Here is a 21,820-nt window from a genome sequence, read left to right as displayed (position 1 = left end):
CGAATGAGCCTACGAGTTTCCCGGCCGCCGTCAACTAGAGTCATTAGTTAACCCACCCGGGATCAATCGAAGGGCGATCGCATGGCAGCTCCGGAACCGCCGTCGGCGGCTGGGCGCCAGCGCGCCGGGAAGTCGGGGTCCCGCCCGGCCAAACTGAGCCGCGACGGCATCGTCGACGGCGCGCTGACCTTCCTGGACCGGGAGGGCTGGGACTCGCTGACCATCAACGCGCTGGCCACCCAGCTGGGCACCAAGGGGCCGTCGCTGTACAACCACGTGGACAGCCTGGAGGACCTGCGCCGGGCGGTGCGGATCCGGGTCATCGACGACATCATCACGATGCTGAACCGGGTCGGGGAGGGGCGCGCCCGCGACGACGCGGTGCTCGTCATGGCCGCCGCCTACCGCAGCTACGCCCATCACCACCCCGGTCGGTACTCGGCCTTCACCCGGATGCCGTTGGGCGGCGACGACCCCGAGTACGCGGCCGCCACCAGGGGCGCGGCCGCGCCGGTGATCGCCGTGCTGGCGTCCTACGGTCTGGACGGCGTCGAGGCGTTCCACGCCGCGCTGGAGTTCTGGTCCGCGATGCACGGCTTCGTGTTGCTGGAAATGACCGGCGTCATGGACGACATCGACACCGACGCCCTGTTCTCCGACATGGTGTTGCGGCTGGCTCGTGGTTTGGAGGGGCTGGAAAGGCGCTCCGCGCACCAGCGGGCCGCACCGGACTGAGCCCCCGACGGCGGCGACCCGCGGCGCCCGGCTTCGCCGCGCTTGCGATCGCCACGGCCCCGATGGTGGCGACCCGCGGCGCCCGGCTCCGCCGCGCTTGCGATCGCCACGGCCGCTTTGACCTGCGAGACCGGCGGCGGGTATCGTGGTAGCTCGTGCCTGGCGGCTTACGGCGCCTGACGTAAGGAAGCGGATGCCGGGCTAATTCGCATGTCCACGACGCATCGGATCGAAACTCCGTGCTGAGCGCTTGCGACACACCCGGCCGCGGGGTACACGAGTTAGTCCGAGGCGGGGCAAAACTGCAGTACACAGACTTAATAGCTGAGCCAGAACGCAAACTTCGACACAGAAAGCCTCCTAGATGCCAACCATTCAGCAGCTGGTCCGCAAGGGTCGTCGGGACAAGATCGGAAAGGTCAAGACCGCGGCTCTGAAGGGCAGCCCGCAGCGCCGTGGCGTATGCACCCGCGTGTACACCACCACCCCGAAGAAGCCGAACTCGGCGCTTCGGAAGGTCGCGCGTGTCAAGCTGACGAGTCAGGTCGAGGTCACGGCGTACATCCCCGGCGAGGGGCACAACCTGCAGGAGCACTCCATGGTGCTGGTGCGTGGTGGCCGGGTTAAGGACCTGCCCGGTGTTCGGTACAAGATAATCCGCGGTTCGCTCGACACCCAGGGCGTCAAGAACCGCAAGCAGGCTCGTAGCCGCTACGGCGCCAAGAAGGAGAAGAGCTGATGCCGCGCAAGGGGCCCGCGCCCAAGCGTCCGCTGGTCAACGACCCGGTCTACGGGTCGCAGCTGGTCACCCAGCTGGTCAACAAAGTTCTGCTCAAGGGGAAGAAATCGCTCGCCGAGCGCATTGTTTATGGAGCGCTCGAGCAAGCGCGGGAAAAGACAGGCACCGACCCCGTGATCACGCTCAAGCGCGCTCTCGACAACGTCAAGCCCGCCCTGGAGGTGCGCAGCCGCCGCGTCGGTGGTGCGACCTACCAGGTGCCCGTCGAGGTGCGTCCCGACCGGTCCACCACGCTGGCGCTGCGCTGGCTTGTCAGCTTCTCGCGGCAACGCCGGGAGAAGACCATGATCGAGCGGCTGGCAAACGAACTCCTGGATGCCAGCAACGGCCTCGGGGCCTCCGTCAAGCGGCGTGAGGACACCCACAAGATGGCCGAGGCCAACCGCGCCTTCGCGCACTATCGCTGGTGATCGCCGCCCGCGATGATGCGGGAGGCCAGAAAGACAGCAACCAAGCAATCGAAAGAGTGGGAAGACTTCTGTGGCACAGAAGGACGTGCTGACCGACCTCACCAAGGTCCGCAACATCGGCATCATGGCGCACATCGACGCCGGCAAGACGACGACGACCGAGCGCATCCTCTACTACACCGGCATCAGCTACAAGATCGGTGAGGTGCACGACGGCGCCGCCACCATGGACTGGATGGAGCAGGAGCAGGAGCGGGGGATCACCATCACCTCCGCGGCCACCACCTGCTTCTGGAACGGCAACCAGATCAACATCATCGACACGCCCGGCCACGTCGATTTCACCGTCGAGGTCGAGCGCAGCCTGCGCGTGCTCGACGGCGCCGTCGCCGTCTTCGACGGCAAGGAGGGCGTCGAGCCGCAGTCCGAGCAGGTCTGGCGGCAGGCCGACAAGTACGACGTCCCCCGCATCTGCTTCGTCAACAAGATGGACAAGATCGGCGCCGACTTCTACTTCTCCGTGCGCACCATGGAGGAGCGCCTCGGCGCCAACGTCATCCCGATCCAGCTGCCCGTCGGCTCGGAGGGTGACTTCGAGGGCGTCGTCGACCTGGTCGAGATGAAGGCCAAGGTGTGGCGCGGCGAGACCAAGCTCGGCGAGACCTACGACACCATCGACATCCCGGCCGAGCTGGCGGAGAAGGCCGACGAGTACCGCACCAAGCTGCTCGAGGCGGTCGCCGAGACCGACGAGGCGCTGCTGGAGAAGTACCTCGGCGGCGAGGAGCTGTCGGTCGCGGAGATCAAGGCCGCGCTGCGCAAGCTGACGATCAGCTCCGAGGCCTACCTGGTGCTGTGCGGCAGCGCGTTCAAGAACAAGGGCGTGCAGCCCATGCTCGACGCCGTGATCGACTACCTGCCCTCGCCCCTGGACGTGCCGCCGGCCGTCGGGCACGCGCCGGGCAACGAGGACGAGGAGGTCGTGCGCAACCCGTCGACCGACGAGCCCTTCTCGGCGCTGGCGTTCAAGGTCGCCACGCACCCGTTCTTCGGCAAGCTGACCTACGTCCGGGTCTACTCGGGCAAGGTCGATTCCGGCAGCCAGGTCATCAACGCCACCAAGGGCAAGAAGGAGCGGCTGGGCAAGCTGTTCCAGATGCACTCCAACAAGGAGAACCCGGTGGAGACGGCCTCGGCCGGCCACATCTATGCCGTGATCGGGCTGAAGGACACCACCACCGGCGACACCCTGAGCGACCCGAACCACCAGATCGTGCTGGAGTCGATGACCTTCCCCGACCCGGTGATCGAGGTGGCCATCGAGCCCAAGACCAAGAGCGACCAGGAGAAGCTCTCCCTGTCGATCCAGAAGCTCGCCGAGGAGGACCCGACCTTCAAGGTGCATCAGGACGTCGAGACCGGCCAGACCGTGATCGGCGGCATGGGCGAGCTGCACCTGGACATCCTCGTGGACCGCATGCGCCGCGAGTTCAAGGTCGAGGCCAACGTCGGCAAGCCGCAGGTGGCGTACAAGGAGACCATCCGCCGCGTGGCGGAGAAGGTCGAGTACACCCACAAGAAGCAGACCGGTGGCTCGGGCCAGTTCGCGAAGGTGCTGATCAACCTCGAGCCGTTCCACGGCGAAGACGGCGCCACCTACGAGTTCGAGAACAAGGTCACCGGTGGGCGCATCCCGCGCGAGTACATCCCGTCGGTGGACGCCGGCGCGCAGGACGCCATGCAGTACGGCGTGCTGGCCGGCTACCCGCTGGTGAACCTCAAGGTCACCCTGCTTGACGGCGCCTTCCACGAGGTCGACTCGTCGGAAATGGCGTTCAAGATCGCCGGCTCGCAGGTGCTGAAAAAGGCTGCCGCGCAAGCGCAGCCGGTGATTCTGGAACCGATCATGGCCGTCGAGGTCACCACGCCCGAGGACTACATGGGCGACGTGATCGGCGACCTGAACTCCCGCCGTGGCCAGATCCAGGCCATGGAGGAGCGGGCGGGTGCGCGCGTCGTGAAGGCGCACGTGCCGCTGTCGGAGATGTTCGGCTACGTCGGCGATCTGCGGTCCAAGACTCAAGGCCGGGCGAACTACTCCATGGTGTTCGACTCGTACGCCGAGGTTCCGGCGAACGTGTCGAAGGAGATCATCGCGAAGGCGACGGGCCAGTGAGTTCGAAGGCGACGGCGAGTGAGCGAAGCTCACGAGTGAGGAGCCGAGCAATCAGCTTTAGCGCGCACGAGTAAGCTGGCCCGGTTAACACCGCGGCCGAAACCCAGAAAATCAACACTGCTTAACAAAGCACCAACAAGTCGGAGGACATAACAGTGGCGAAGGCGAAGTTCCAGCGGACCAAGCCCCACGTCAACATCGGGACCATTGGTCACGTTGACCACGGCAAGACGACCCTGACCGCGGCTATCACCAAGGTCCTGCACGACAAGTACCCGGACCTGAACGAGTCGAAGGCGTTCGACCAGATCGACAACGCCCCCGAGGAGCGTCAGCGCGGTATCACCATCAACATCGCGCACGTCGAGTACCAGACCGACAAGCGCCACTACGCGCACGTCGACGCCCCGGGCCACGCCGACTACATCAAGAACATGATCACCGGCGCCGCCCAGATGGACGGCGCGATCCTGGTGGTCGCCGCGACCGACGGCCCGATGCCGCAGACGCGTGAGCACGTGCTGCTCGCCCGTCAGGTCGGCGTGCCCTACATCCTGGTCGCGCTGAACAAGGCCGACGCCGTCGACGACGAGGAGCTGCTCGAGCTCGTCGAGCTGGAGGTCCGCGAACTGCTGGCCGCCCAGGAGTTCGACGAGGACGCCCCCGTCGTGCGGGTTTCCGCGCTCAAGGCGCTCGAGGGTGACGCGAAGTGGGTTTCGTCCGTCGAGGAGCTCATGGACGCGGTCGACGAGTCGATTCCGGACCCGGTCCGCGAGACCGACAAGCCGTTCCTGATGCCCGTCGAGGACGTCTTCACCATCACCGGCCGTGGCACCGTGGTCACCGGTCGTGTGGAGCGCGGCGTCATCAACGTGAACGAGGAAGTCGAGATCGTCGGCATCCGCCCGACCAGCACCAAGACGACCGTCACCGGTGTGGAGATGTTCCGCAAGCTGCTCGACCAGGGCCAGGCCGGCGACAACGTCGGGCTGCTGCTGCGTGGCATCAAGCGTGAGGACGTCGAGCGCGGCCAGGTCGTGACCAAGCCCGGCACCACGACGCCGCACACCGAGTTCGAGGGCCAGGTCTACATCCTGTCCAAGGACGAGGGCGGCCGGCACACGCCGTTCTTCAACAACTACCGTCCGCAGTTCTACTTCCGCACCACCGACGTGACCGGTGTGGTGACGCTGCCGGAGGGCACCGAGATGGTGATGCCCGGTGACAACACCAACATCTCGGTGAAGCTGATCCAGCCCGTCGCCATGGACGAGGGCCTGCGGTTCGCGATCCGCGAGGGCGGCCGCACCGTCGGCGCCGGCCGGGTCGTCAAGATCATCAAGTAAATCTCGCTCAGCGAAGCCCGGGCTCCCATGTGGGAGTCCGGGTTTCGTGCATTCGGGTCACGGCAACGCCTCGGATCGCGTTACCATCGGCGTCTGTTGTGTCCGTGTCGAATAACCGGTCGATTGTGACCGCAGTCGCCGTTCGTGGAGGTTGAAAGTGTCGTTCGTGGTTGCGGCGCCCGAGTACGTTGCGGCGGCGGCGAAAGATCTGGCGAACATCGGCTCGACGATCGGCGCGGCCAACGCCACCGCCTGGGCGCCGACGTCGCAGGTGCTGGCGGCCGGTGCCGACGCGGTCTCGGCGGAAATCGCCGCCCTCTTCGGCGCGCACGCCCAGGCCTATCAGGCCATCAGCGCCCAAGCGGCGTTCTTCCATCAGCAGTTCGTGCAGCTGATGACGGGCGGCGCGACGCAATACGCCCTTGCGGAGGCGGCCAACGCCTCGCCCCTGCAGACGCTGGAGCAGGATGTGCTGGACATCATCAACGCCCCAAGCGAGGCGCTGACGAATCGCCCGCTCATCGGTGACGGCGCCAACGGCGCCCCGGGCCAGAACGGCGGGCCCGGTGGGTGGATCCTCGGCAACGGCGGTGACGGCGGCGCCGGCACCGTCCCCGGAATGAACGGCGGTAACGGCGGCCCGGCCGGGCTGATCGGCAATGGCGGGGCCGGTGGCGCCGGCTTCGCGCAGCTTTTCGGCAATGCTGCCGGCACAAATGGCGGAGCCGGGGGGCACGGCGGGTGGCTGTACGGCAACGGGGGCGCCGGCGCGCCCGGCGGGGTCGGTGGAAACGGACAGGCCTTGGGGCAGCATGGCGGTGACGGCGGCAACGGCGGCAACGGGGGCCGTGCGGGGTTGTTCGGCGGCGTCGCCGGGGCCGGCGGAGATGCCGGGCGCGGCGGCAGCGGATTCTTCGACGCGACGCATCAGGCGGGCGGCGGTGACGGCGGCGACGGCGGCCTCGGTGGGATCGCGGGGCTGATTGGCGCCGGCGGGCACGGCGGGAACGGCGGAAACGGCGGGCTGAACAACACGGGTAACCCGGGGCAATTCGGCGGGGCCAACGGCGGGTCCGGCGGCGACGGCGGGCAGGGCGGCTTCGGTGGGCTGTTGTACGGAGTCGGCGGGGCCGGCGGAAACGGCGGCATCAGCCAGGGATTGAACGTGGCGAACCAACTCGACGGCGGCTTCGGTGGCTTCGGTGGTTACGCCGGGCTGTTCGGCGATGGCGGCGCAGGCGGGGCGGCCGGCGCCTACCTGGGTGGCGGCGGCGGGCTCGACGGGCTGGGCGGTTACGGCGGGAACGGCGGGCTGCTGTTCGGCACCGGCGGCCAAGGCGGATCGTCCGGGACGGGATTCGGCGGCAACGGCGGCAATGCCTGGATCTTCGGCAACGGGGGCCACGGCGGCGTGGCCACGGGCACGTTCGGTTCCGGCGGATATGGCGGCAACGGTGGCTTTCTGATCGGCAACGGCGGTGCCGCCGGCGCGGCCACCGGCGCCCATGGCGTGGGCGGCAACGGTGGTGGCGGCGGAGTCATCGGTAGCGGCGGCGACGGCGGGTCCGGGACCGGCCTCGACGGCAACGGCGGAGACGGCGGCAACGCCGGCTACATCGGCAACGGCGGCGCGGGCGGCAACGGCACCCAATTCACCGGGACGGCCGGCTTCGGGGGCGCCGGCGGCAAGCTGTTAGGTGCGCACGGTCCGACCGGCGCCGTACTGCCGTAAATCCCGCGCATCCGGCTCCCTCGATTGCCGAAACTGGAGGCGGGTCGCGCGAGTTACTATAGATTCAGCCTATTGCGTCCGTGTCTAACGACCGGCGATTGCCCTTATTGAGCGGCCTGCCCTGGAGGTTCGGATGTCGTTCGTCTTCGCGACGCCCGAATACCTGGCCGCGGCGGCATCCGACCTGGCGAACATCGGTTCGACCATCAGCTCCGCCAACGTCGCCGCGTCAGGCCCCACGTCGGGGGTCCTGGCCGCCGGCGCCGACGAGGTGTCGGCGAGCATAGCCGCGTTGTTCGGCGCCCATGCGGAGGTCTATCAGGCGCTCAGCGCCCAGGCGGCGCTGTTCCACCAGCAGTTCGTCGACCTCATGAGCAGCGGCGGGGCGCAATATGCGCTCGCCGAGGCCACCAACGCGTCGCCGCTGCAGACCCTCGAGCAAGGGGCGACGAGCGCGCTCAGTGCGCCCGCCCAGGCGGCGGGGGTGGCCATCCAGGCCGCCACCGGCGCCGGCGGGTCCCCGGCGGCCGCCGCCGGTGTCGGACCCGGCGCGTTCGGTGCCGGCGGTAGTGGCGCGGCCGGCCAGCTGATCAGCAGCGTCGGCGCCGACCCCGCCGCGGCGGCCGCCGGAGCCGGCGGAACCTTCAGCCCCGGCGGGGCCGGCCTCACGGGCAGCCTGGTCGCCGGCCAGAACTTCGGCGCCGCTCCCGCGGCCGGTGGCAGCGGCGCGTTGGCCGAGTCCGGCGGTGCCGTCGAGACCGCCGCCGCCGAAGACCTCGGCATCGGCGAGACCCCGGTGGCGTCCGCCCCGGCGGTCACCCCCCTGGCGGGCCTGCCGACGCCGGGAGCCGCCGCCCCCGCGGCGGCCGCCCGACCCGGCACACCGGCGTACTCTCCCGCGCCGGCCGGGGCGTCCGAACCCGCCGAGGAGTGACCGGCGCTCGATCGCGCTTTGCGAGCGCCCCGCAGGCGACGGCGTTAATCTGACACGGACTTCCCAGCGAGGCGAGGAGAGACACGTGTTGGCGCGCTACCTGAAAGCACAGCTGATCGTTTTGCTGTGCGGCGGCCTGGTCGGGCCGATCTTTTTGGTCGTCTACTTCACCATGGGGTTCGGCGACCTGCTGCAGTGGATGCTCTACGTCGGCCTGCTGATCACCGTCGCCGACGTGGTGATCGCGATCGCGCTGGCCAACTTCGGGGCGAAGTCGTCCGCCAAGAACGCGGAGCTCGAGCAGAGCGGCGTGCTGGCGCTCGCCCAGATCACCGGGCTCACCGAGACCGGGACGTGGATCAACAATCAGCAGGTGGTGAAGGTGCACCTGCACATCTCCGGGCCCGGGTTCCTGCCGTTCGACAGCGAGGACCGGGTCATCGCCCACCTCACCCGGCTCGGCAACCTCAACGCCCGCAAGGTGGTGGTGCTGGTCAACCCCACCACCCAGGAATACCGCATCGACTGGGAGCGAAGCGCTTTGGTCAACGGGCTGGTGCCCGCGCAGTTCACCCTGACCGAAGACAACCGGACCTACGACCTCAGCGGGCAGGCCGGCCCGCTGATGGAGATCCTGCAGATCCTGAAGGCCAACAACATCCCGCTGAACCAGGCGGGCGACCTCCGGTCGAATCCGGTGGTGCGCCAGCAGATCCAGGCCGTGGTGCGCCGCGCGGCCGCACAACAGGCGCCGGCACCGCAGCCCGCGGCGGCCGGCGGTCCGGCGCCGGCCGGGACGCCCGCGCAACCGTCGATCGCCCAGCGGCTCCAAGAGCTGGAGACGCTGCGCGCCAGCGGCGCGCTGACCGACCAGGAGTACAACAGCCGGCGGGCCCAGATCATCTCGGAAATCTGAACTCCGAGCCGCACTAGAACACGTTTCAGTTCCGCTGCTAGCCTGTCCTCGTGGCTGCACAGGTTGGATCACTGCAAGGACGGGTGGCGTTCGTTACCGGGGCCGCCCGGGCGCAGGGACGGTCGCACGCAGTGCGGCTCGCCCGGGAAGGCGCGGACATCATCGCGCTCGACATCTGCGCGCGGGCCTCGGACACCCTGAGTTACCCGCCGGCTACGCCCGAGGACCTCAGCGAGACCGTCCGGCTGGTCGAAGCCGAGGGCCGCAAGGTGCTGGCCCGGGAGGTCGACATCCGGGACGACGCGGCGCTGCGGCAACTCGTCGCCGACGGCGTCGAACAATTCGGCCGGCTCGACGTCCTGGTCGCCAACGCCGGGGTGCTGGGCTGGGGCCGGGTGTGGGAGCTCACCGACGAGCAGTGGGACACCGTGATCGGGATCAACCTGACCGGCACCTGGCGCACCCTGCGCGCGGCGATCCCGGCGATGATCGAGGCCGGCAACGGCGGTTCCATCGTCGTCGTCAGCTCGGCGGCGGGTCTGAAGGCCACGCCCGGCAACGGCCACTACGCCGCCAGCAAATTCGGCCTCACGGGCCTGACCAACACCCTGGCGATCGAACTCGGCGAATACGGCATCCGGGTCAACTCCATCCACCCCTACTCGGTCGAAACCCCGATGATCGAGCCCGAGGCGATGATGGAAATCTTTGCCAAGCACCCCCGTTACGTGCACAGCTTCCCGCCAATGCCGATGCAGTACAAGGGATTCATGACGCCCGACGAGGTGTCCGACGTCGTCGTCTGGTTGGCCGGCGACGGGTCGGGCACACTGTCGGGCACACAGGTCCCCGTCGACAAGGGCGCGTTGAAGTACTGACCGGCGATCGTGGTATGAACTCCACGTGACTGAAAAAGGCATCGTGATCGTCGGTGGCGGATTGGCCGCCGCCCGCACGGCCGAGCAACTGCGCCGGTCCGAATACGCCGGCCGGATCACGATCGTCAGCGACGAGGTGCACCTGCCCTACGACCGCCCGCCCCTGTCCAAGGAGGTGCTGCGCAAAGAGGTCGACGACGTGGCCCTCAAGCCGCGCGAGTGGTACGACGAAAAGGACATCACGCTGCGGCTGGGGTCGGCGGCCACCGCGCTGGACACGGCCAAGCAGACGGTGACGCTGGCCGACGGGACGGCGCTCGGCTACGACGAGCTCGTCATCGCAACGGGGCTGGTGCCGCGGCGCATCCCGGCGTTTCCCGACCTGGACGGCATTCGGGTGCTGCGCTCGTTCGACGAGAGTATGGCATTGCGCGAGCACGCGTCCGAGGCGCAGCGCGCCGTCGTCGTGGGCGCCGGTTTCATCGGCTGCGAGGTGGCGGCCAGCCTGCGCAGCCTGGGCGTGGACGTGGTGCTGGTCGAGCCCCAGCCGACGCCGCTGGCCGCGATACTCGGCGAGCAGATCGGCCACCTGGTGGCGCGGCTGCATCGCGACGAGGGCGTCGATGTCCGGCTCGGCCTCGGGGTGGCGGAGGTGCGCGGCGAGGGGCATGTGGACACCGTGGTGCTGACCGACGGCACGGAGCTCGCCGCCGACCTCGTCGTGGTCGGCATCGGCTCGCGACCGGCGACCGAGTGGCTCGAGGGCAGCGGCGTCGACGTCGATAACGGCGTCATCTGCGACGAGGCCGGACGCACCAGCGCGCCGAACGTGTGGGCGCTCGGCGACGTCGCCTCCTGGCGCGATACGACGGGACACCAAGCGCGCGTGGAACATTGGAGCAACGTCGCCGACCAGGCCCGGGTGGTGGTGCCCGCGATGCTCGGACAGGACGTGCCGTCGGCCGTTGTGGTGCCGTATTTCTGGAGCGACCAGTACGACGTCAAGATCCAGTGCCTGGGGGAGCCCGATGCCACCGACACCGTGCACCTCGTCGAGGACGACGGGCGCAAGTTCCTGGCGTATTACGAGCGGGACGGGGTGCTGGTCGGGGTGGTCGGCGGCGGGATGCCGGGCAAGGTCATGAAGGTCCGCGCGAAGATCGCCGCCGCGGTGCCCATCGCCGAGGTGCTGGGCTGACGCTTCCCAAGGTCGCGATACTCGACGATTACGCCGGCGTGGCCTTCGACCTCGCCGACTGGTCGCCGGTGCGGACCCGTTCGGACGTAACGGTTTTCGACCGGCACCTGTCCGAGGCCGAGGCCGCCGACGCGTTGCGGCCCTTCGACGTGATCTGCACCATGCGCGAACGGATGGCGTTGCCGCGCACGCTCATCGAGCGGCTGCCGAACCTCAAGCTGATCACCATCGTGGGCAGGAGCCTGCCCAACCTGGATATGGCCGCGGCCACCGAGCGCGGCGTGCTGGTCGCCCACTCGGACTTCGCCAACCCGCGGTTCGCCGCGGTTCGCGACGCGACTCCCGAACTAGCCTGGGGGCTGTTGATCGCGACGGTGCGCAATCTGGCCGAGGAGCATCGGCGAATGCGCGATGGGGGATGGCAGTCGACCACCGGTATGACGTTGTCCGGCAAGACGGTTGGGCTGCTCGGCCTGGGCCGAACCGGCAAGCGCATGGCCGAATACGCGAAAGTGTTTGGCCTGCAGGTGATTGCGTGGAGCCAGAACCTCACCGAGGAGACGGCCGCGGCGGCCGGCGCCCGCCGGGTCGAGAAGGCGGCCCTGTTCGCCGAGGCCGACGTGGTCTCGATCCACCTGGTGCTCTCCGAACGCACCCGCGGGCTGGTCGGCCAACCAGAGCTGGCCCTGATGCAGCCGCATGCCTACCTGATCAACACGTCGCGCGCCCCGATCGTCGACGAGGCCGCGCTGATCGACGCGCTGCGAACCGGACGCATCGCCGGGGCCGGGCTCGACGTCTACGACACCGAACCGCCGCCGCCCGACCATCCGCTGCGGGCGCTGCCGAACGTGACGCTGTCACCGCACCTGGGGTACGTCACCCGCGAAATGCTCGGCGCCTTCTATGCGGACACCATCGAGGCCGTCGTCGCCTGGCTGGACGGGGCGCCCGTCCGGATCGCCAACCCCGAGGCTCAGAACTCGCCGAGGTAGAACCGGGCCCCCTGATCGTCGGCGCATTCGGCGGTCACGCCGTACGGCTGGCGGGCCGGCTCGGCGAGCACCGTGCCGCCGGCCTCGCGCACCCGGGCGACGGCCGCGTCGATGTCCGACACCGTCCACATCGGCACGGTCGTCGGGACGGCGCTGCCCCCGGCCGCGCCGGCCATCGGGTGGGTGCCCACCACCTGCCAGCCGTCGGCCACCCGGCCGGGCTCGAAGCTCCAGCCCAGCACCCGGCCGTAGAAGTCGCGGAAGCCCGCGGAATCCGGCACCTCGTAGGTGACGTAGGACAGCTCGCCCGGCCCGGACCCGTTGAGCTCCGGGCGCTTTCGCCCGGCCGCCGGTTCGAACACCGCGAACGTCGCCCCCTGCGGGTCGGTGGCCTCGAGGACCACGCCGTAGTCGGTCTGGCGCACTTCGCCCGCGACCCCGCCCGCCCCGGTTATCGCCGCGCGGGCGGCCCGCACGTCGGTGACGGCGTAGCAGCAGAACAGGGTGGGCTTCCGGGGTTGCGCCGAAATGCCGGTCGGCAGATCGGTATTGGTGACCCGGTGGGATGCCGGGTCGTACGTCCAGCCCAGGACGTGGCCGTAGAAGGCGGCCGCCCGATCGGTGTCGGGGCTGCACACCGAGACGTATCCGATGTCGCCGTGCCGGATGCCCACGGGGGCCATAGCGGGTCCGGACAGCATCCAGCGGTGGCCGAACGGGTCGATGACGGTCGCGTTGCGGCTACCGTGGCTTTCGTAGCTCTCGCGCTGGACGCTGGCGCCGTATTCGCGCGCCTTGGCCAGGGCGGCGTCGGTGTCGGCGACGTGCAGCATCAGGCTCACCGAAACCGCTTCGGGCGCAGGGGCCTTCAGCCCGAGCTCGGGATACTCGTCGGCCAGGTAGAGTACCCCGCCTCCGATCGCGATCTCCGCGTGGCCGATTCGGCCGTCGTCCATCACGATCGGTTCACCGACGACGACGGCGCCGAACGCGTCGGCGTACCAGGCGATCGCCGCCCGCGCGTTCGCGACGCTCAGGTAGGGCAGCGCCGCCGGGTGCGGGGCGATCTGAGTCGCAATGCCGCTCATGACAACTCCTTCCGGTAGGGACATCGCGGATTCCAGCCGCCGGCGCAGCCGCGCGGCGAAACCCGGATCTGGTTGCACCGGAAGGTCGTCGGCGCGCAGCACGTCCAGCGGATCGTCGTGCCGACTCATAGCGTGCCTCCTTCCGGATACTGTTCTTTGAAGGCCCGGCGGGCCCGCACCAGGAGCGCCTCGGTGGCGTGCACGGTGCGCCCAATCAGCTCGGCGCACTCGCCGACCGAGCAGTCGTCCATGTAGCGCAGCACCAGCACGGCGCGGTGCGGCTCGGCCAGCCGGGCCAGCACCGCCTCGGCGACCATGCGGTCCAACTCGGCGTCCCAGTCGTCGACCGCGTCCGCCGGCTCTGGCGGTTCGGCGACCGGCACGGTCAGCCGGTGCGCGCCGCGCCGATAGTGGTCGGCCAGCTTGTGGCGTGCCACCCCGAGCAGCCACGGAATCGACACCGGCGGCGGATCGCTCTTCCTCGCCGCGTCCATGGCCGCGAGAAACGTCTCCGACGTCAGGTCCTCCGCCGTCACGCGATCACCGCAGCGGCGGACGAAGTACCCGTACACCACGGGCAACGCCTCGTCGTACAGCTCGAGCAACGCGCATCGAGCGTCGGACCTCGGATCCGCTTCGGCGCTCACACCTATATAGTCGCCGCGGCCTGCCGAACTCCGACGGGGGCGGAGGAAAAAAACTTACTGCCAATTCACCGGCGGGCCGTGCGGATGGCATTCGGCGAGGACGGCCGCCGCACCGCCGGGCCAGCTGCGGGCCCGCACCAAAAACCGGATCGGCGTGCCCGGCCCGTCGCGCGCCGGCTCCAGCGTCAGGTGCGCGAACGGCGACCGGGCGTCGGCCCGCCCCCCGAGCGCCTCGATCCCGGCGCGGACCGCAGCGCGCTCGTCGTCGGACAGGTACTGCCAGGTGATCGAATGCCACAGCACCGTCAGCGCGCCGGCGGCGAGGGTAATGCCGGCCACCGCCTCGGCCGCCGTCCGGCGCTCGAGGGCCGCCGGGACGGTCCGGGCGACGGCGATGGCGCCGCGCAGCCGGCGCAACCGGGCGTCCTGGTCGGGCCAGACGTAGCTCAACGCGGTCACTTCCCCCTCGGCGCCGGTGACGTCGATGGGCGCGATGTCGTAGCCGTTTCGCTCGACGATGCGCAGGGCGCCGTCGGGCGGCGGGGCGCCGCGCCAGGCGTCGTCGATGGTGACCGGCGAGTCGGGCGGCCCCCATCGGCCGCCCCTGAGGCCGGACCCGTAGCGGTAGTGGTAGTGGTCGGCGCGCATGTTCAGGCCCGCACTCGATCCGATCTCGAAAAGCCTTATCGGCAAATCGAATCCGCAATTGAGCCGCAGCAGTCCACCGATCAGCGCGGCGGACCGGCCCACCTCGTTGGTCTGCGGCGGCTGCTGCAGCGCGGCGCGCAACGCGTCGGTGTTCTCCGCCGCGGTGCGCAGGATTTCGGGCCACGCGTTCGCCGCGTCCCAGGCGCCGCCGGTGCTGGGATACCAGCGGCGCAATTGCGGCGCCCGGCCGTCGAGCACCAACCGGTGCAGCCCGCCGAGCAGCCGCAACGGCACCGCGTGGCGCGAGGGCGCGTCCTCGTGGCCGGCCAGCACGGTCGCGAAGACTCCGCCCGCCTCGACATCGCCGGCCACCAGCTCGAAGAGCTCCCCGTACATCGGGGAGCCGGAGCCCGCGCAGAATCGGCCCTGCGAGCGCAGCATGTGCAGCAGGTGCTCGGTGCCCCCGCTCATCGGTCCAGCCGTTCCAGCCCGGCGCCGACGACGTCGAACGCGTTGCCGAGCGCGGTGGGCAGCGGGACGGATTCGTCGGAGAGCCAGTGCTCGTAGGCGCTCAGCGCGACCCCGAGCATGGTCCAGGCGACGGTCTGCGGCAGTGGGTCGGTGGTCTTGACGCCCAACCGGTGGGCCACGAAGCCCGCCATCACCTCACGCCAGCCGGCGTACATCGTCATCGAATACGCTTGCAGCTCCGCGGTTTCCAGGATGACCCGCATGCGCTGGCGGTGCCGGACCGTCTCGCACTCGTCGAAGGTGTTGAACGCCAACAGCGCCCCGCGCAACGCCTCGTCGAGGGGCACCCGCGCGTCGACGTTGTCGAGCAGCTCTCGCAGGTGCGCGAGGTGGGCGTCGAAATCACCCCAGAGGATCGCGTTCTTGGAGGCGTAATAGCGAAACAGCGTGCGGCGGGCGATGCCGGCCGCGTGCGCGACGTCGTCGACGCTCACCTCGTCGAATCCCCGGGCCGCGAACAACTCGAGGGCCACGTCGGTGATCTGCCCCGGCGTCGTCGAGCGGCGTCGGCCCACCCGCGGCTGCGGCATGTCAGACCCGCCCTTCCATTGCGGCACTCGATGCCATATTGTGTCCAGAACGATCCATCCTTGTCGAGTCCCAACGGGAGGAAAAGTTCCATGGAGCACGAAAACGAGACCGAGACCGAGCTCGTCACCGAGACCCTCGTGGAAGAGGTGTCCATCGACGGGATGTGCGGGGTCTACTGATCCGCGTGTTCGATCCCGACCGCGGCTGGCGGTTGCACCCGCAGGTGGCGGTTCGGCCGGAGCCGTTCGGCGCGCTGCTGTACCACTTCGGGACCCGCAAGCTGTCCTTCCTGAAGAACCGCACCATCCTCACGGTGGTGCGGTCGCTGGCCGACCATCCCGACGTCCGGTCGGCCTGCCGTGCCGCCGGCGTGGACGACCCGGGGCAGGGACCGTACCTGCACGCGCTGGGTGTGCTGGCGGAGTCAAACATGTTGGTAGCCAAGGAGACCGAATGACTGTCGCTGTTCCGCGGCTCATCGAACAGTTCGAGCGCGGCCTGGACGCCCCGATCTGCCTGACGTGGGAGCTGACCTACGCGTGCAACCTGGCGTGCGTGCACTGCCTGTCCTCGTCGGGCAAACGGGATCCGCGGGAGTTGTCCACGCGCCAGTGCATGGACATCATCGACGAGCTGGAACGCATGCAGGTGTTCTACGTCAACATCGGCGGCGGCGAACCCACCGTGCGGCCCGACTTCTGGGAGCTGGTCGACTACGCGACCGCGCACCACGTCGGCGTGAAGTTCTCCACCAACGGCGTCCGCATCACCCCGCAGGTCGCCGCCCGCCTGGCCGCCAGCGACTACGTCGACGTCCAGATCTCGCTCGACGGCGCCACCGCGGAGGTCAACGACGCCGTGCGCGGCGCCGGCTCGTTCGCGATGGCGGTGCGCGCGCTGGAGAACCTGGCCAGTGCAGGCTTCAAAGACGCGAAGATCTCGGTCGTCGTGACCCGGCACAACGTCGACCAACTCGACGAATTCGCCGCGCTGGCAAGCCGTTACGGCGCCACCCTGCGGATCACCCGGCTGCGGCCCTCCGGTCGGGGCGCGGACGTGTGGGAAGAGCTGCACCCCACCGCCGCGCAGCAGGTCCAGCTCTACGACTGGCTGGTCGCCAAGGGGGAGCGGGTGCTCACCGGCGACTCCTTCTTCCACCTCGCGCCGCTCGGCTCCTCCGGCGCCCTGGCCGGATTGAACATGTGCGGCGCCGGCCGGGTCGTGTGCCTGATCGACCCGGTGGGCGACGTCTACGCCTGCCCGTTCGCCATCCACGACCGCTTCCTGGCCGGAAACATCCTGTCCGACGGGGGATTTGACAACGTCTGGAAGAACGCACCGCTGTTTCGCGAGCTGCGCGAACCGCAGTCGGCCGGGGCCTGCAGCAGCTGCGGGCACTACGACAGCTGCCGGGGCGGATGCATGGCGGCCAAGTTCTTCACCGGCCTGCCGATGGACGGGCCCGATCCCGAATGCGTGCAAGGCCATAGCGAGCAGGCCCTGGCGCGCGACCGCACCACCCCGCGGCCCCGCGCCGACCATTCCCGGAAGACGAGCGGGCCGGTGCTCCTGAAACTCTCGCGCCCCCCGGCGCGGCTGTGCAACGAAAGCCCCGTCTAGCCATGGCCGACCAATGGTTCGAAACGGTCGCCATCGCCCAGCAGCGCGCGAAGCGGCGGTTACCGAAATCCGTTTATTCGGCGCTGCTTGCGGGCAGCGAAAAAGGCATCACCGTCGCGGGCAACGTCGAAGCGTTCAGCGAACTCGGATTCGCGCCCCACGTCGTCGGCGCCCCGGAAAAGCGCGACCAATCGACTACCGTTATGGGGCAGGATATTTCGTTGCCGGTGGTCATTTCGCCAACCGGCGTCCAGGCGGTCGACCCGGACGGCGAGGTGGCCGTCGCACGGGCGGCGGCGGCGCGGGGAACGGCGATGGGGCTTTCCTCGTTCGCCAGTAAACCGATCGAAGAGGTCATCGCCGCCAACCCCAAATTGTTCTTCCAGGTGTACTGGCTCGGCGGCCGCGACGCCATCGCCGAGCGCGTGGAACGCGCGCGCCAGGCCGGTGCGGTCGGCCTGATCGTCACCACCGACTGGTCGTTCTCGCACGGGCGCGACTGGGGCAGCCCGAAGATCCCCGAACAGATGAACCTGCGCACCATCCTGCGCCAGTCTCCGGAGGCGGTCTTCAAGCCCCGCTGGTTGTGGAAGTACGGCAAGACCCTGCGCCCGCCGAACCTGCGGGTGCCGAACCAGGCGCGCCGCGGCGAGCCCGGCCCGCCCTTCTTCGCCGCGTACGGCGAATGGATGGGCACGCCGCCGCCGACCTGGGACGACATCGCCTGGCTGCGCGAGCTGTGGGGCGGACCGTTCATGCTCAAGGGCGTGATGCGTGTCGACGACGCGAAAAGAGCTGTGGACGCGGGTGTTTCGGCGATCTCGGTGTCGAATCACGGTGGCAACAACCTGGACGGCACCCCGGCCTCGATCCGCGCCCTGCCCGCGGTGGTCGCGGCGGTCGGGGACCAGGTCGAGGTGCTGCTCGACGGCGGCATCCGCCGCGGCAGCGACGTCGTCAAGGCGGTGGCGCTCGGGGCGCGGGCGGTGATGATCGGCCGCGCGTACCTGTGGGGCCTCGCGGCCGGCGGGCAGGCCGGGGTGGAGAACGTCCTGGACATCTTGCGCGGCGGCATCGACTCGGCCTTGATGGGCCTGGGGTGCTCCTCGGTTCACGACCTCACCCCGGACGACCTGTTGGTGCCGGACGGCTTTGCGCGGGCGCTCGGGGTGCCGCCCGCATAAATCTGGGCCTAAATCTGGGTATGTCGGGTGCCTTTCCCAGGATTTGAGCATGGGCCGTTTTCACCAACACCGCGAAATGGCCCTCTAGCGTGAATCGACGGCGGCGAAAATTGTGGTACTTGCGAGGCAACCGTGACGAACGAGCCATCAAATTCGACCGCTTGGTGAACAGCCCGGAAAAAAATAATTTTGTAGGGTCAACAATTGGTGCACGCCAGGTGAATTCGTCCTACCATCAGCCAGTGCCCGTACTCGGCGAATTAGCAACGATGGCGTCGAGCCAGCTATTCGGCACCTCGCCGTCATTAATGGTCCCGGTGGGATCGACCGAACAACACGGTCCGCACCTCCCGCTGGATACCGACACCCAGATCGCGACGGCGGTCGCGCGGGGGGCCAGGGCCCGCCTGGAACAGGACTGGCTGGTCGCGCCGGCCATCGCCTACGGCGCCAGCGGCGAGCACCAAGACTTCGCCGGGACGATCTCGATCGGCACCGCGGCCCTGACGACGCTGCTGGTGGAGTACGGCAGGTCAGCGGCTTGCTGGGCCCCGCGGTTCGTGTTCGTCAACGGGCACGGCGGCAATGTCGGCGCCTTGCGCGGCGCGGTGAGCGCGCTGCGGGCCGAGGGCCGGGACGCCGCCTGGTGCCCCTGCGTCGCCGCCGGCGGCGACGCCCACGCCGGCCATACCGAAACATCGGTGTTGCTCCATATCTCGCCGGCCGACGTGCTGACCGACCGGTGGCTCAGCGGCAACCGGGCGCCGTTGGCGGAGTTGCTCCCGTCGATGCGCCGCGGGGGAGTCGCGGCGGTCAGCCGGGTCGGGGTGCTGGGGGACCCCACCACCGCGACGGCCGCCGAGGGCAAGCGCATTTTCGCCGAGATGGTCGACGAGTGTGTCCGTCGGGTCGCCCGGTGGTCGCCCGGGCACGACGGGAAGCTGACATGACGGCAACGCGATTGCCGGACGGGTTCGCCGTTCAGGTCGACCGCCGCGTGCGGGTGCTCGGCGACGGTTCCGCCTTGCTGGGTGGCTCACCGACGCGCCTGCTGAAGTTGGCCCCCGCCGCCCAGAGCATGCTGTCCGACGGCCGGCTGAAGGTCCGCGACGACGTCAGCGCCCAGCTGGCCCGCACCCTGCTCGACGCCACCGTGGCGCACCCGCGCCCCGCGGGCGGCCCGTCGCACCGCGACGTCACCGTGGTAATTCCGGTCCGGGACAACGTTTCCGGGGTGCGCCACCTGGTCAGCTGTCTGCGCGGATTGCGCGTCATCGTGGTCGACGACGGTTCGTTCCCGCCGATCGAGCCGGAAGACTTCATCGGCGCGCACTGCGACGTCCAGGTGCTGCGCCACCCCCGCAGCCGGGGTCCGGCCGCGGCGCGCAACACCGGGCTGGCCGCCTGCACGACCGACTTCGTCGCGTTTCTCGACTCCGACGTCACGCCGCGCCGCGGCTGGCTCGAGGCCCTGCTCGGCCACTTCTGCGATCCGACGGTTGCGCTGGTCGCGCCGCGCATCGTCGGCCTGTCGCACAGCGAGAACGTGGTCGCCCGCTACGAGGCGGTGCACTCGTCGCTGGACCTCGGGGAGCGCGAGGCCCCGGTGCTGCCCCACAGCACGGTGTCCTACGTTCCCAGCGCGGCGATCATCTGCCGCCGCTCGGCCATCCGTGACGTCGGGGGCTTCGACGAGACGATGCAGTCCGGCGAGGACGTCGACCTGTGCTGGCGGCTGATCGAGGCGGGCGCGCGGCTTCGCTACGAGCCGATCGCCCAGGTCGCCCACGATCACCGCACCGAATTACGGGATTGGCTCGCGCGCAAGGCTTTTTACGGCGGCTCGGCGGCCCCGCTGTCCGTGCGTCACCCGGACAAGACGGCCCCGGTGGTGATCTCCGGCTGGGCGCTGATGGCCTGGATCCTGGTGGCGCTGGGGACGAGCCTCAGCCAGCTCGCCTCGATCGTCGTCGCCCTGGTGACCGGCCGGCGGATCGCCAAGGCGATGCGCGGCGCCGAGACTTCGCTCGTGGACGTCCTCACGATCGCGACCCGCGGCCTGTGGTCGGCGGCGCTGCAGCTGGCGTCGGCCCTGTGCCGGCACTACTGGCCGCTGGCCTTGGTAGCTGCGATCCTGTCGCGCCACTGCAGACGCGTCGTGCTGGTGGCCGCCGTCATGGACGGCGTGGTGGACTGGCTGCGCCGCCGGGACGCCACCGGCGACGAGGCCGAACCCATCGGCCTGCTGACCTACGTGTTGCTCAAGCGCGTCGACGACCTGGCCTACGGCCTCGGGCTCTGGTGGGGTGTGGCCCGCGAACGCAACGTGCGGGCGCTCAAGCCGCAGATTCGCACATAGCGGTTTCGACGCCCCTTGACCGCAGCCGCCCCGCACAGCGATGTGCTGATCGTCGGCGCCGGCAGCGCTGGTTCGGTTGTCGCCGAACGCCTTTCCGCCGATCCCGCCCGCACCGTCACCGTGCTGGAGGCCGGCCCCGCGCTGGCCGACCCGGAGTTGCTGGCCCTGACCGCCAACGGGTTGCAACTGCCGATCGGGGTCGGCAGCCCGCTGGCCCGGCGCTACCTGACCACGCTGACCGATCGGCACGCCCTGAAGCTGCCGATCGTGCGCGGCGCCACCGTCGGCGGTTCGGGCGCGATCAACGGCGGCTACTTCTGCCGCGCGCTACCGCGCGACTTCGACCGCGCCGGGGTGCCCAGCTGGGCATGGTCGGACGTGCTCGAGCACTTCCGCGCCATCGAGACCGACCTCGATTTCGACGGCCCCGCCCACGGCCGGGCCGGGCCGATCCCGGTGCGCCGAACCCGCGAAATGACCGGTACCACGGAAGCTTTCATCGCGGAGGCGGAACGCGCCGGGTTTGGGTGGATCGACGATCTCAACGATGCTGGGCCGGAACTGGTTTCGGGGCTGGGGGCGGTCCCGCTCAATATCGTCGATGGCGTGCGCACCGGATCGGGTGCCGCGTACCTGCTGCCGGCGCTCGGGCGGCCCAACCTGACATTGCTGGAGCGGACCCGCGCGGTGCGACTGCGTTTCGCGGGCGCCACGGCGGTGGGTGTCGAGGTGATCGGCCCGCAGGGCGGGGCGACGGTTTCCGCCGATCGAATAGTGTTGTGCGCCGGGGCGATTGAGTCGGCGCACCTGCTGATGCTTTCCGGCATCGGCGACGAAGCAATGCTGCGCGCCGCGGGCGTCCCGGTGGTGGCGCCGCTGCCGGTCGCGACGTCGTGCAGCGATCACCCCGAATGGGTGTTGCCGACGAACTGGGCCGTGGCTCCCGGCCGGCCCGTGGTGGAGGTCGTGCTCAGCACCGACGACGGGATCGAGATCCGGCCGTACACGGGCGGATTCGTCGCGATGACCGGCGACGGCACCGCCGGACACCCCGACTGGCCGCACATCGGGGTGGCGCTGATGCGGCCGCGGG

The 21,820-nt window shown here is 69.5% G+C and carries 22 protein-coding genes; 18 read left to right on the top strand and 4 right to left on the bottom strand.

Annotated features, from left to right (window positions below):
• Window positions 1-81 precede the first annotated feature (81 nt).
• The 11 genes from A5712_RS11560 (at window position 82) to A5712_RS11510 (ending at window position 12,119) form a co-directional block, all read left to right on the top strand.
• A complete protein-coding gene (locus A5712_RS11560) occupies window positions 82-735 on the top strand; it encodes a TetR/AcrR family transcriptional regulator (protein WP_068104583.1) in 654 nt (217 codons plus the stop codon).
• A 364-nt stretch (window positions 736-1,099) separates the two neighbouring features.
• Window positions 1,100-1,474, top strand: a complete 375-nt coding sequence (gene rpsL / locus A5712_RS11555) for a 30S ribosomal protein S12 (RefSeq protein WP_003879423.1) — start codon at window positions 1,100-1,102, stop codon at window positions 1,472-1,474.
• A complete protein-coding gene (gene rpsG / locus A5712_RS11550) occupies window positions 1,474-1,944 on the top strand; it encodes a 30S ribosomal protein S7 (protein ID WP_067012878.1) in 471 nt (156 codons plus the stop codon). The genes rpsL and rpsG overlap by 1 nt, the downstream gene beginning before the upstream one ends.
• A gap of 70 nt (window positions 1,945-2,014) precedes the next feature.
• Window positions 2,015-4,120, top strand: coding sequence for an elongation factor G (gene fusA, locus A5712_RS11545; protein WP_068104580.1), 2,106 nt, complete (start codon window positions 2,015-2,017; stop codon window positions 4,118-4,120).
• A gap of 155 nt (window positions 4,121-4,275) precedes the next feature.
• Window positions 4,276-5,466, top strand: a complete 1,191-nt coding sequence (gene tuf, locus A5712_RS11540; protein WP_066934798.1) for an elongation factor Tu — start codon at window positions 4,276-4,278, stop codon at window positions 5,464-5,466.
• Between the two features lie 157 nt (window positions 5,467-5,623).
• Window positions 5,624-7,198 carry a PE family protein gene (locus tag A5712_RS32340; protein WP_068104578.1) on the top strand — a complete coding sequence of 525 codons (1,575 nt, stop codon included), beginning with the start codon at window positions 5,624-5,626 and terminating at the stop codon, window positions 7,196-7,198.
• Between the two features lie 133 nt (window positions 7,199-7,331).
• Complete coding sequence (locus A5712_RS32470; protein ID WP_068104576.1) at window positions 7,332-8,132, top strand: PE family protein; 801 nt, start codon at window positions 7,332-7,334, stop codon at window positions 8,130-8,132.
• An 85-nt stretch (window positions 8,133-8,217) separates the two neighbouring features.
• Window positions 8,218-9,048, top strand: a complete 831-nt coding sequence (locus tag A5712_RS11525) for an SHOCT domain-containing protein (protein WP_068104573.1) — start codon at window positions 8,218-8,220, stop codon at window positions 9,046-9,048.
• Window positions 9,049-9,098: 50 nt separating this feature from the next.
• On the top strand, window positions 9,099-9,926 hold the full coding sequence (locus tag A5712_RS11520; protein WP_068104571.1) for a mycofactocin-coupled SDR family oxidoreductase: 828 nt from the start codon (window positions 9,099-9,101) through the stop codon (window positions 9,924-9,926).
• Window positions 9,927-9,951: 25 nt separating this feature from the next.
• The gene (locus tag A5712_RS11515; RefSeq protein WP_068104568.1) at window positions 9,952-11,124 is read left to right on the top strand and encodes an NAD(P)/FAD-dependent oxidoreductase; all 1,173 of its coding nucleotides are present in this window, start codon (window positions 9,952-9,954) and stop codon (window positions 11,122-11,124) included.
• The gene (locus A5712_RS11510; protein WP_068104722.1) at window positions 11,121-12,119 is read left to right on the top strand and encodes a D-2-hydroxyacid dehydrogenase family protein; all 999 of its coding nucleotides are present in this window, start codon (window positions 11,121-11,123) and stop codon (window positions 12,117-12,119) included. The genes A5712_RS11515 and A5712_RS11510 overlap by 4 nt, the downstream gene beginning before the upstream one ends.
• On the opposite strand, the gene A5712_RS11505 is transcribed toward A5712_RS11510, so the two are convergent.
• Genes A5712_RS11505 through mftR form a run of 4 tightly spaced genes read right to left on the bottom strand, consistent with a single transcriptional unit; the run spans window position 12,101 to window position 15,563 of the window.
• A complete protein-coding gene (locus A5712_RS11505) occupies window positions 12,101-13,336 on the bottom strand; it encodes a VOC family protein (protein ID WP_068104566.1) in 1,236 nt (411 codons plus the stop codon). The genes A5712_RS11510 and A5712_RS11505 overlap by 19 nt on opposite strands.
• The gene (locus tag A5712_RS11500) at window positions 13,333-13,854 is read right to left on the bottom strand and encodes an RNA polymerase sigma factor (RefSeq protein WP_068104564.1); all 522 of its coding nucleotides are present in this window, start codon (window positions 13,852-13,854) and stop codon (window positions 13,333-13,335) included. Before A5712_RS11500 ends, A5712_RS11505 begins: the two co-directional genes overlap by 4 nt.
• 54 nt (window positions 13,855-13,908) lie before the next feature.
• Window positions 13,909-14,973 carry a DUF2332 domain-containing protein gene (locus A5712_RS11495; protein ID WP_068104562.1) on the bottom strand — a complete coding sequence of 355 codons (1,065 nt, stop codon included), beginning with the start codon at window positions 14,971-14,973 and terminating at the stop codon, window positions 13,909-13,911.
• Window positions 14,970-15,563: a mycofactocin system transcriptional regulator gene (mftR, locus tag A5712_RS11490; protein WP_068104560.1), complete on the bottom strand. Its 594-nt coding sequence runs from the start codon at window positions 15,561-15,563 to the stop codon at window positions 14,970-14,972. Before mftR ends, A5712_RS11495 begins: the two co-directional genes overlap by 4 nt.
• A 90-nt stretch (window positions 15,564-15,653) precedes the next feature.
• Between mftR and mftA the strand changes: the two genes are divergently transcribed.
• From mftA to mftG, 7 genes are all read left to right on the top strand, one after another.
• The gene (gene mftA / locus A5712_RS11485; RefSeq protein ID WP_067158700.1) at window positions 15,654-15,743 is read left to right on the top strand and encodes a mycofactocin precursor MftA; all 90 of its coding nucleotides are present in this window, start codon (window positions 15,654-15,656) and stop codon (window positions 15,741-15,743) included.
• Window positions 15,744-15,748: 5 nt separating this feature from the next.
• Complete coding sequence (gene mftB, locus A5712_RS11480; RefSeq protein WP_231982107.1) at window positions 15,749-16,021, top strand: mycofactocin biosynthesis chaperone MftB; 273 nt, start codon at window positions 15,749-15,751, stop codon at window positions 16,019-16,021.
• Window positions 16,018-17,184, top strand: a complete 1,167-nt coding sequence (mftC, locus tag A5712_RS11475; protein ID WP_068104556.1) for a mycofactocin radical SAM maturase — start codon at window positions 16,018-16,020, stop codon at window positions 17,182-17,184. Before mftB ends, mftC begins: the two co-directional genes overlap by 4 nt.
• Window positions 17,185-17,186: 2 nt before the next feature.
• The gene (gene mftD, locus A5712_RS11470) at window positions 17,187-18,368 is read left to right on the top strand and encodes a pre-mycofactocin synthase MftD (RefSeq protein ID WP_068104554.1); all 1,182 of its coding nucleotides are present in this window, start codon (window positions 17,187-17,189) and stop codon (window positions 18,366-18,368) included.
• A gap of 218 nt (window positions 18,369-18,586) precedes the next feature.
• Complete coding sequence (gene mftE, locus A5712_RS11465; RefSeq protein ID WP_068104552.1) at window positions 18,587-19,318, top strand: mycofactocin biosynthesis peptidyl-dipeptidase MftE; 732 nt, start codon at window positions 18,587-18,589, stop codon at window positions 19,316-19,318.
• Window positions 19,315-20,727, top strand: coding sequence for a mycofactocin biosynthesis glycosyltransferase MftF (gene mftF / locus A5712_RS11460; protein WP_068104549.1), 1,413 nt, complete (start codon window positions 19,315-19,317; stop codon window positions 20,725-20,727). Before mftE ends, mftF begins: the two co-directional genes overlap by 4 nt.
• Window positions 20,728-20,742: 15 nt before the next feature.
• Window positions 20,743-21,820 (top strand): mycofactocin system GMC family oxidoreductase MftG (mftG, locus tag A5712_RS11455; protein WP_068104720.1); only part of this gene is annotated, 1,078 nt, incomplete at its 3' end.

It is taken from the genome of Mycobacterium sp. E2327, from assembly GCF_001672675.1.
Classification (GTDB): Bacteria; Actinomycetota; Actinomycetes; order Mycobacteriales; family Mycobacteriaceae; genus Mycobacterium.
This window is presented reverse-complemented; position numbering and strand designations above follow the sequence as displayed.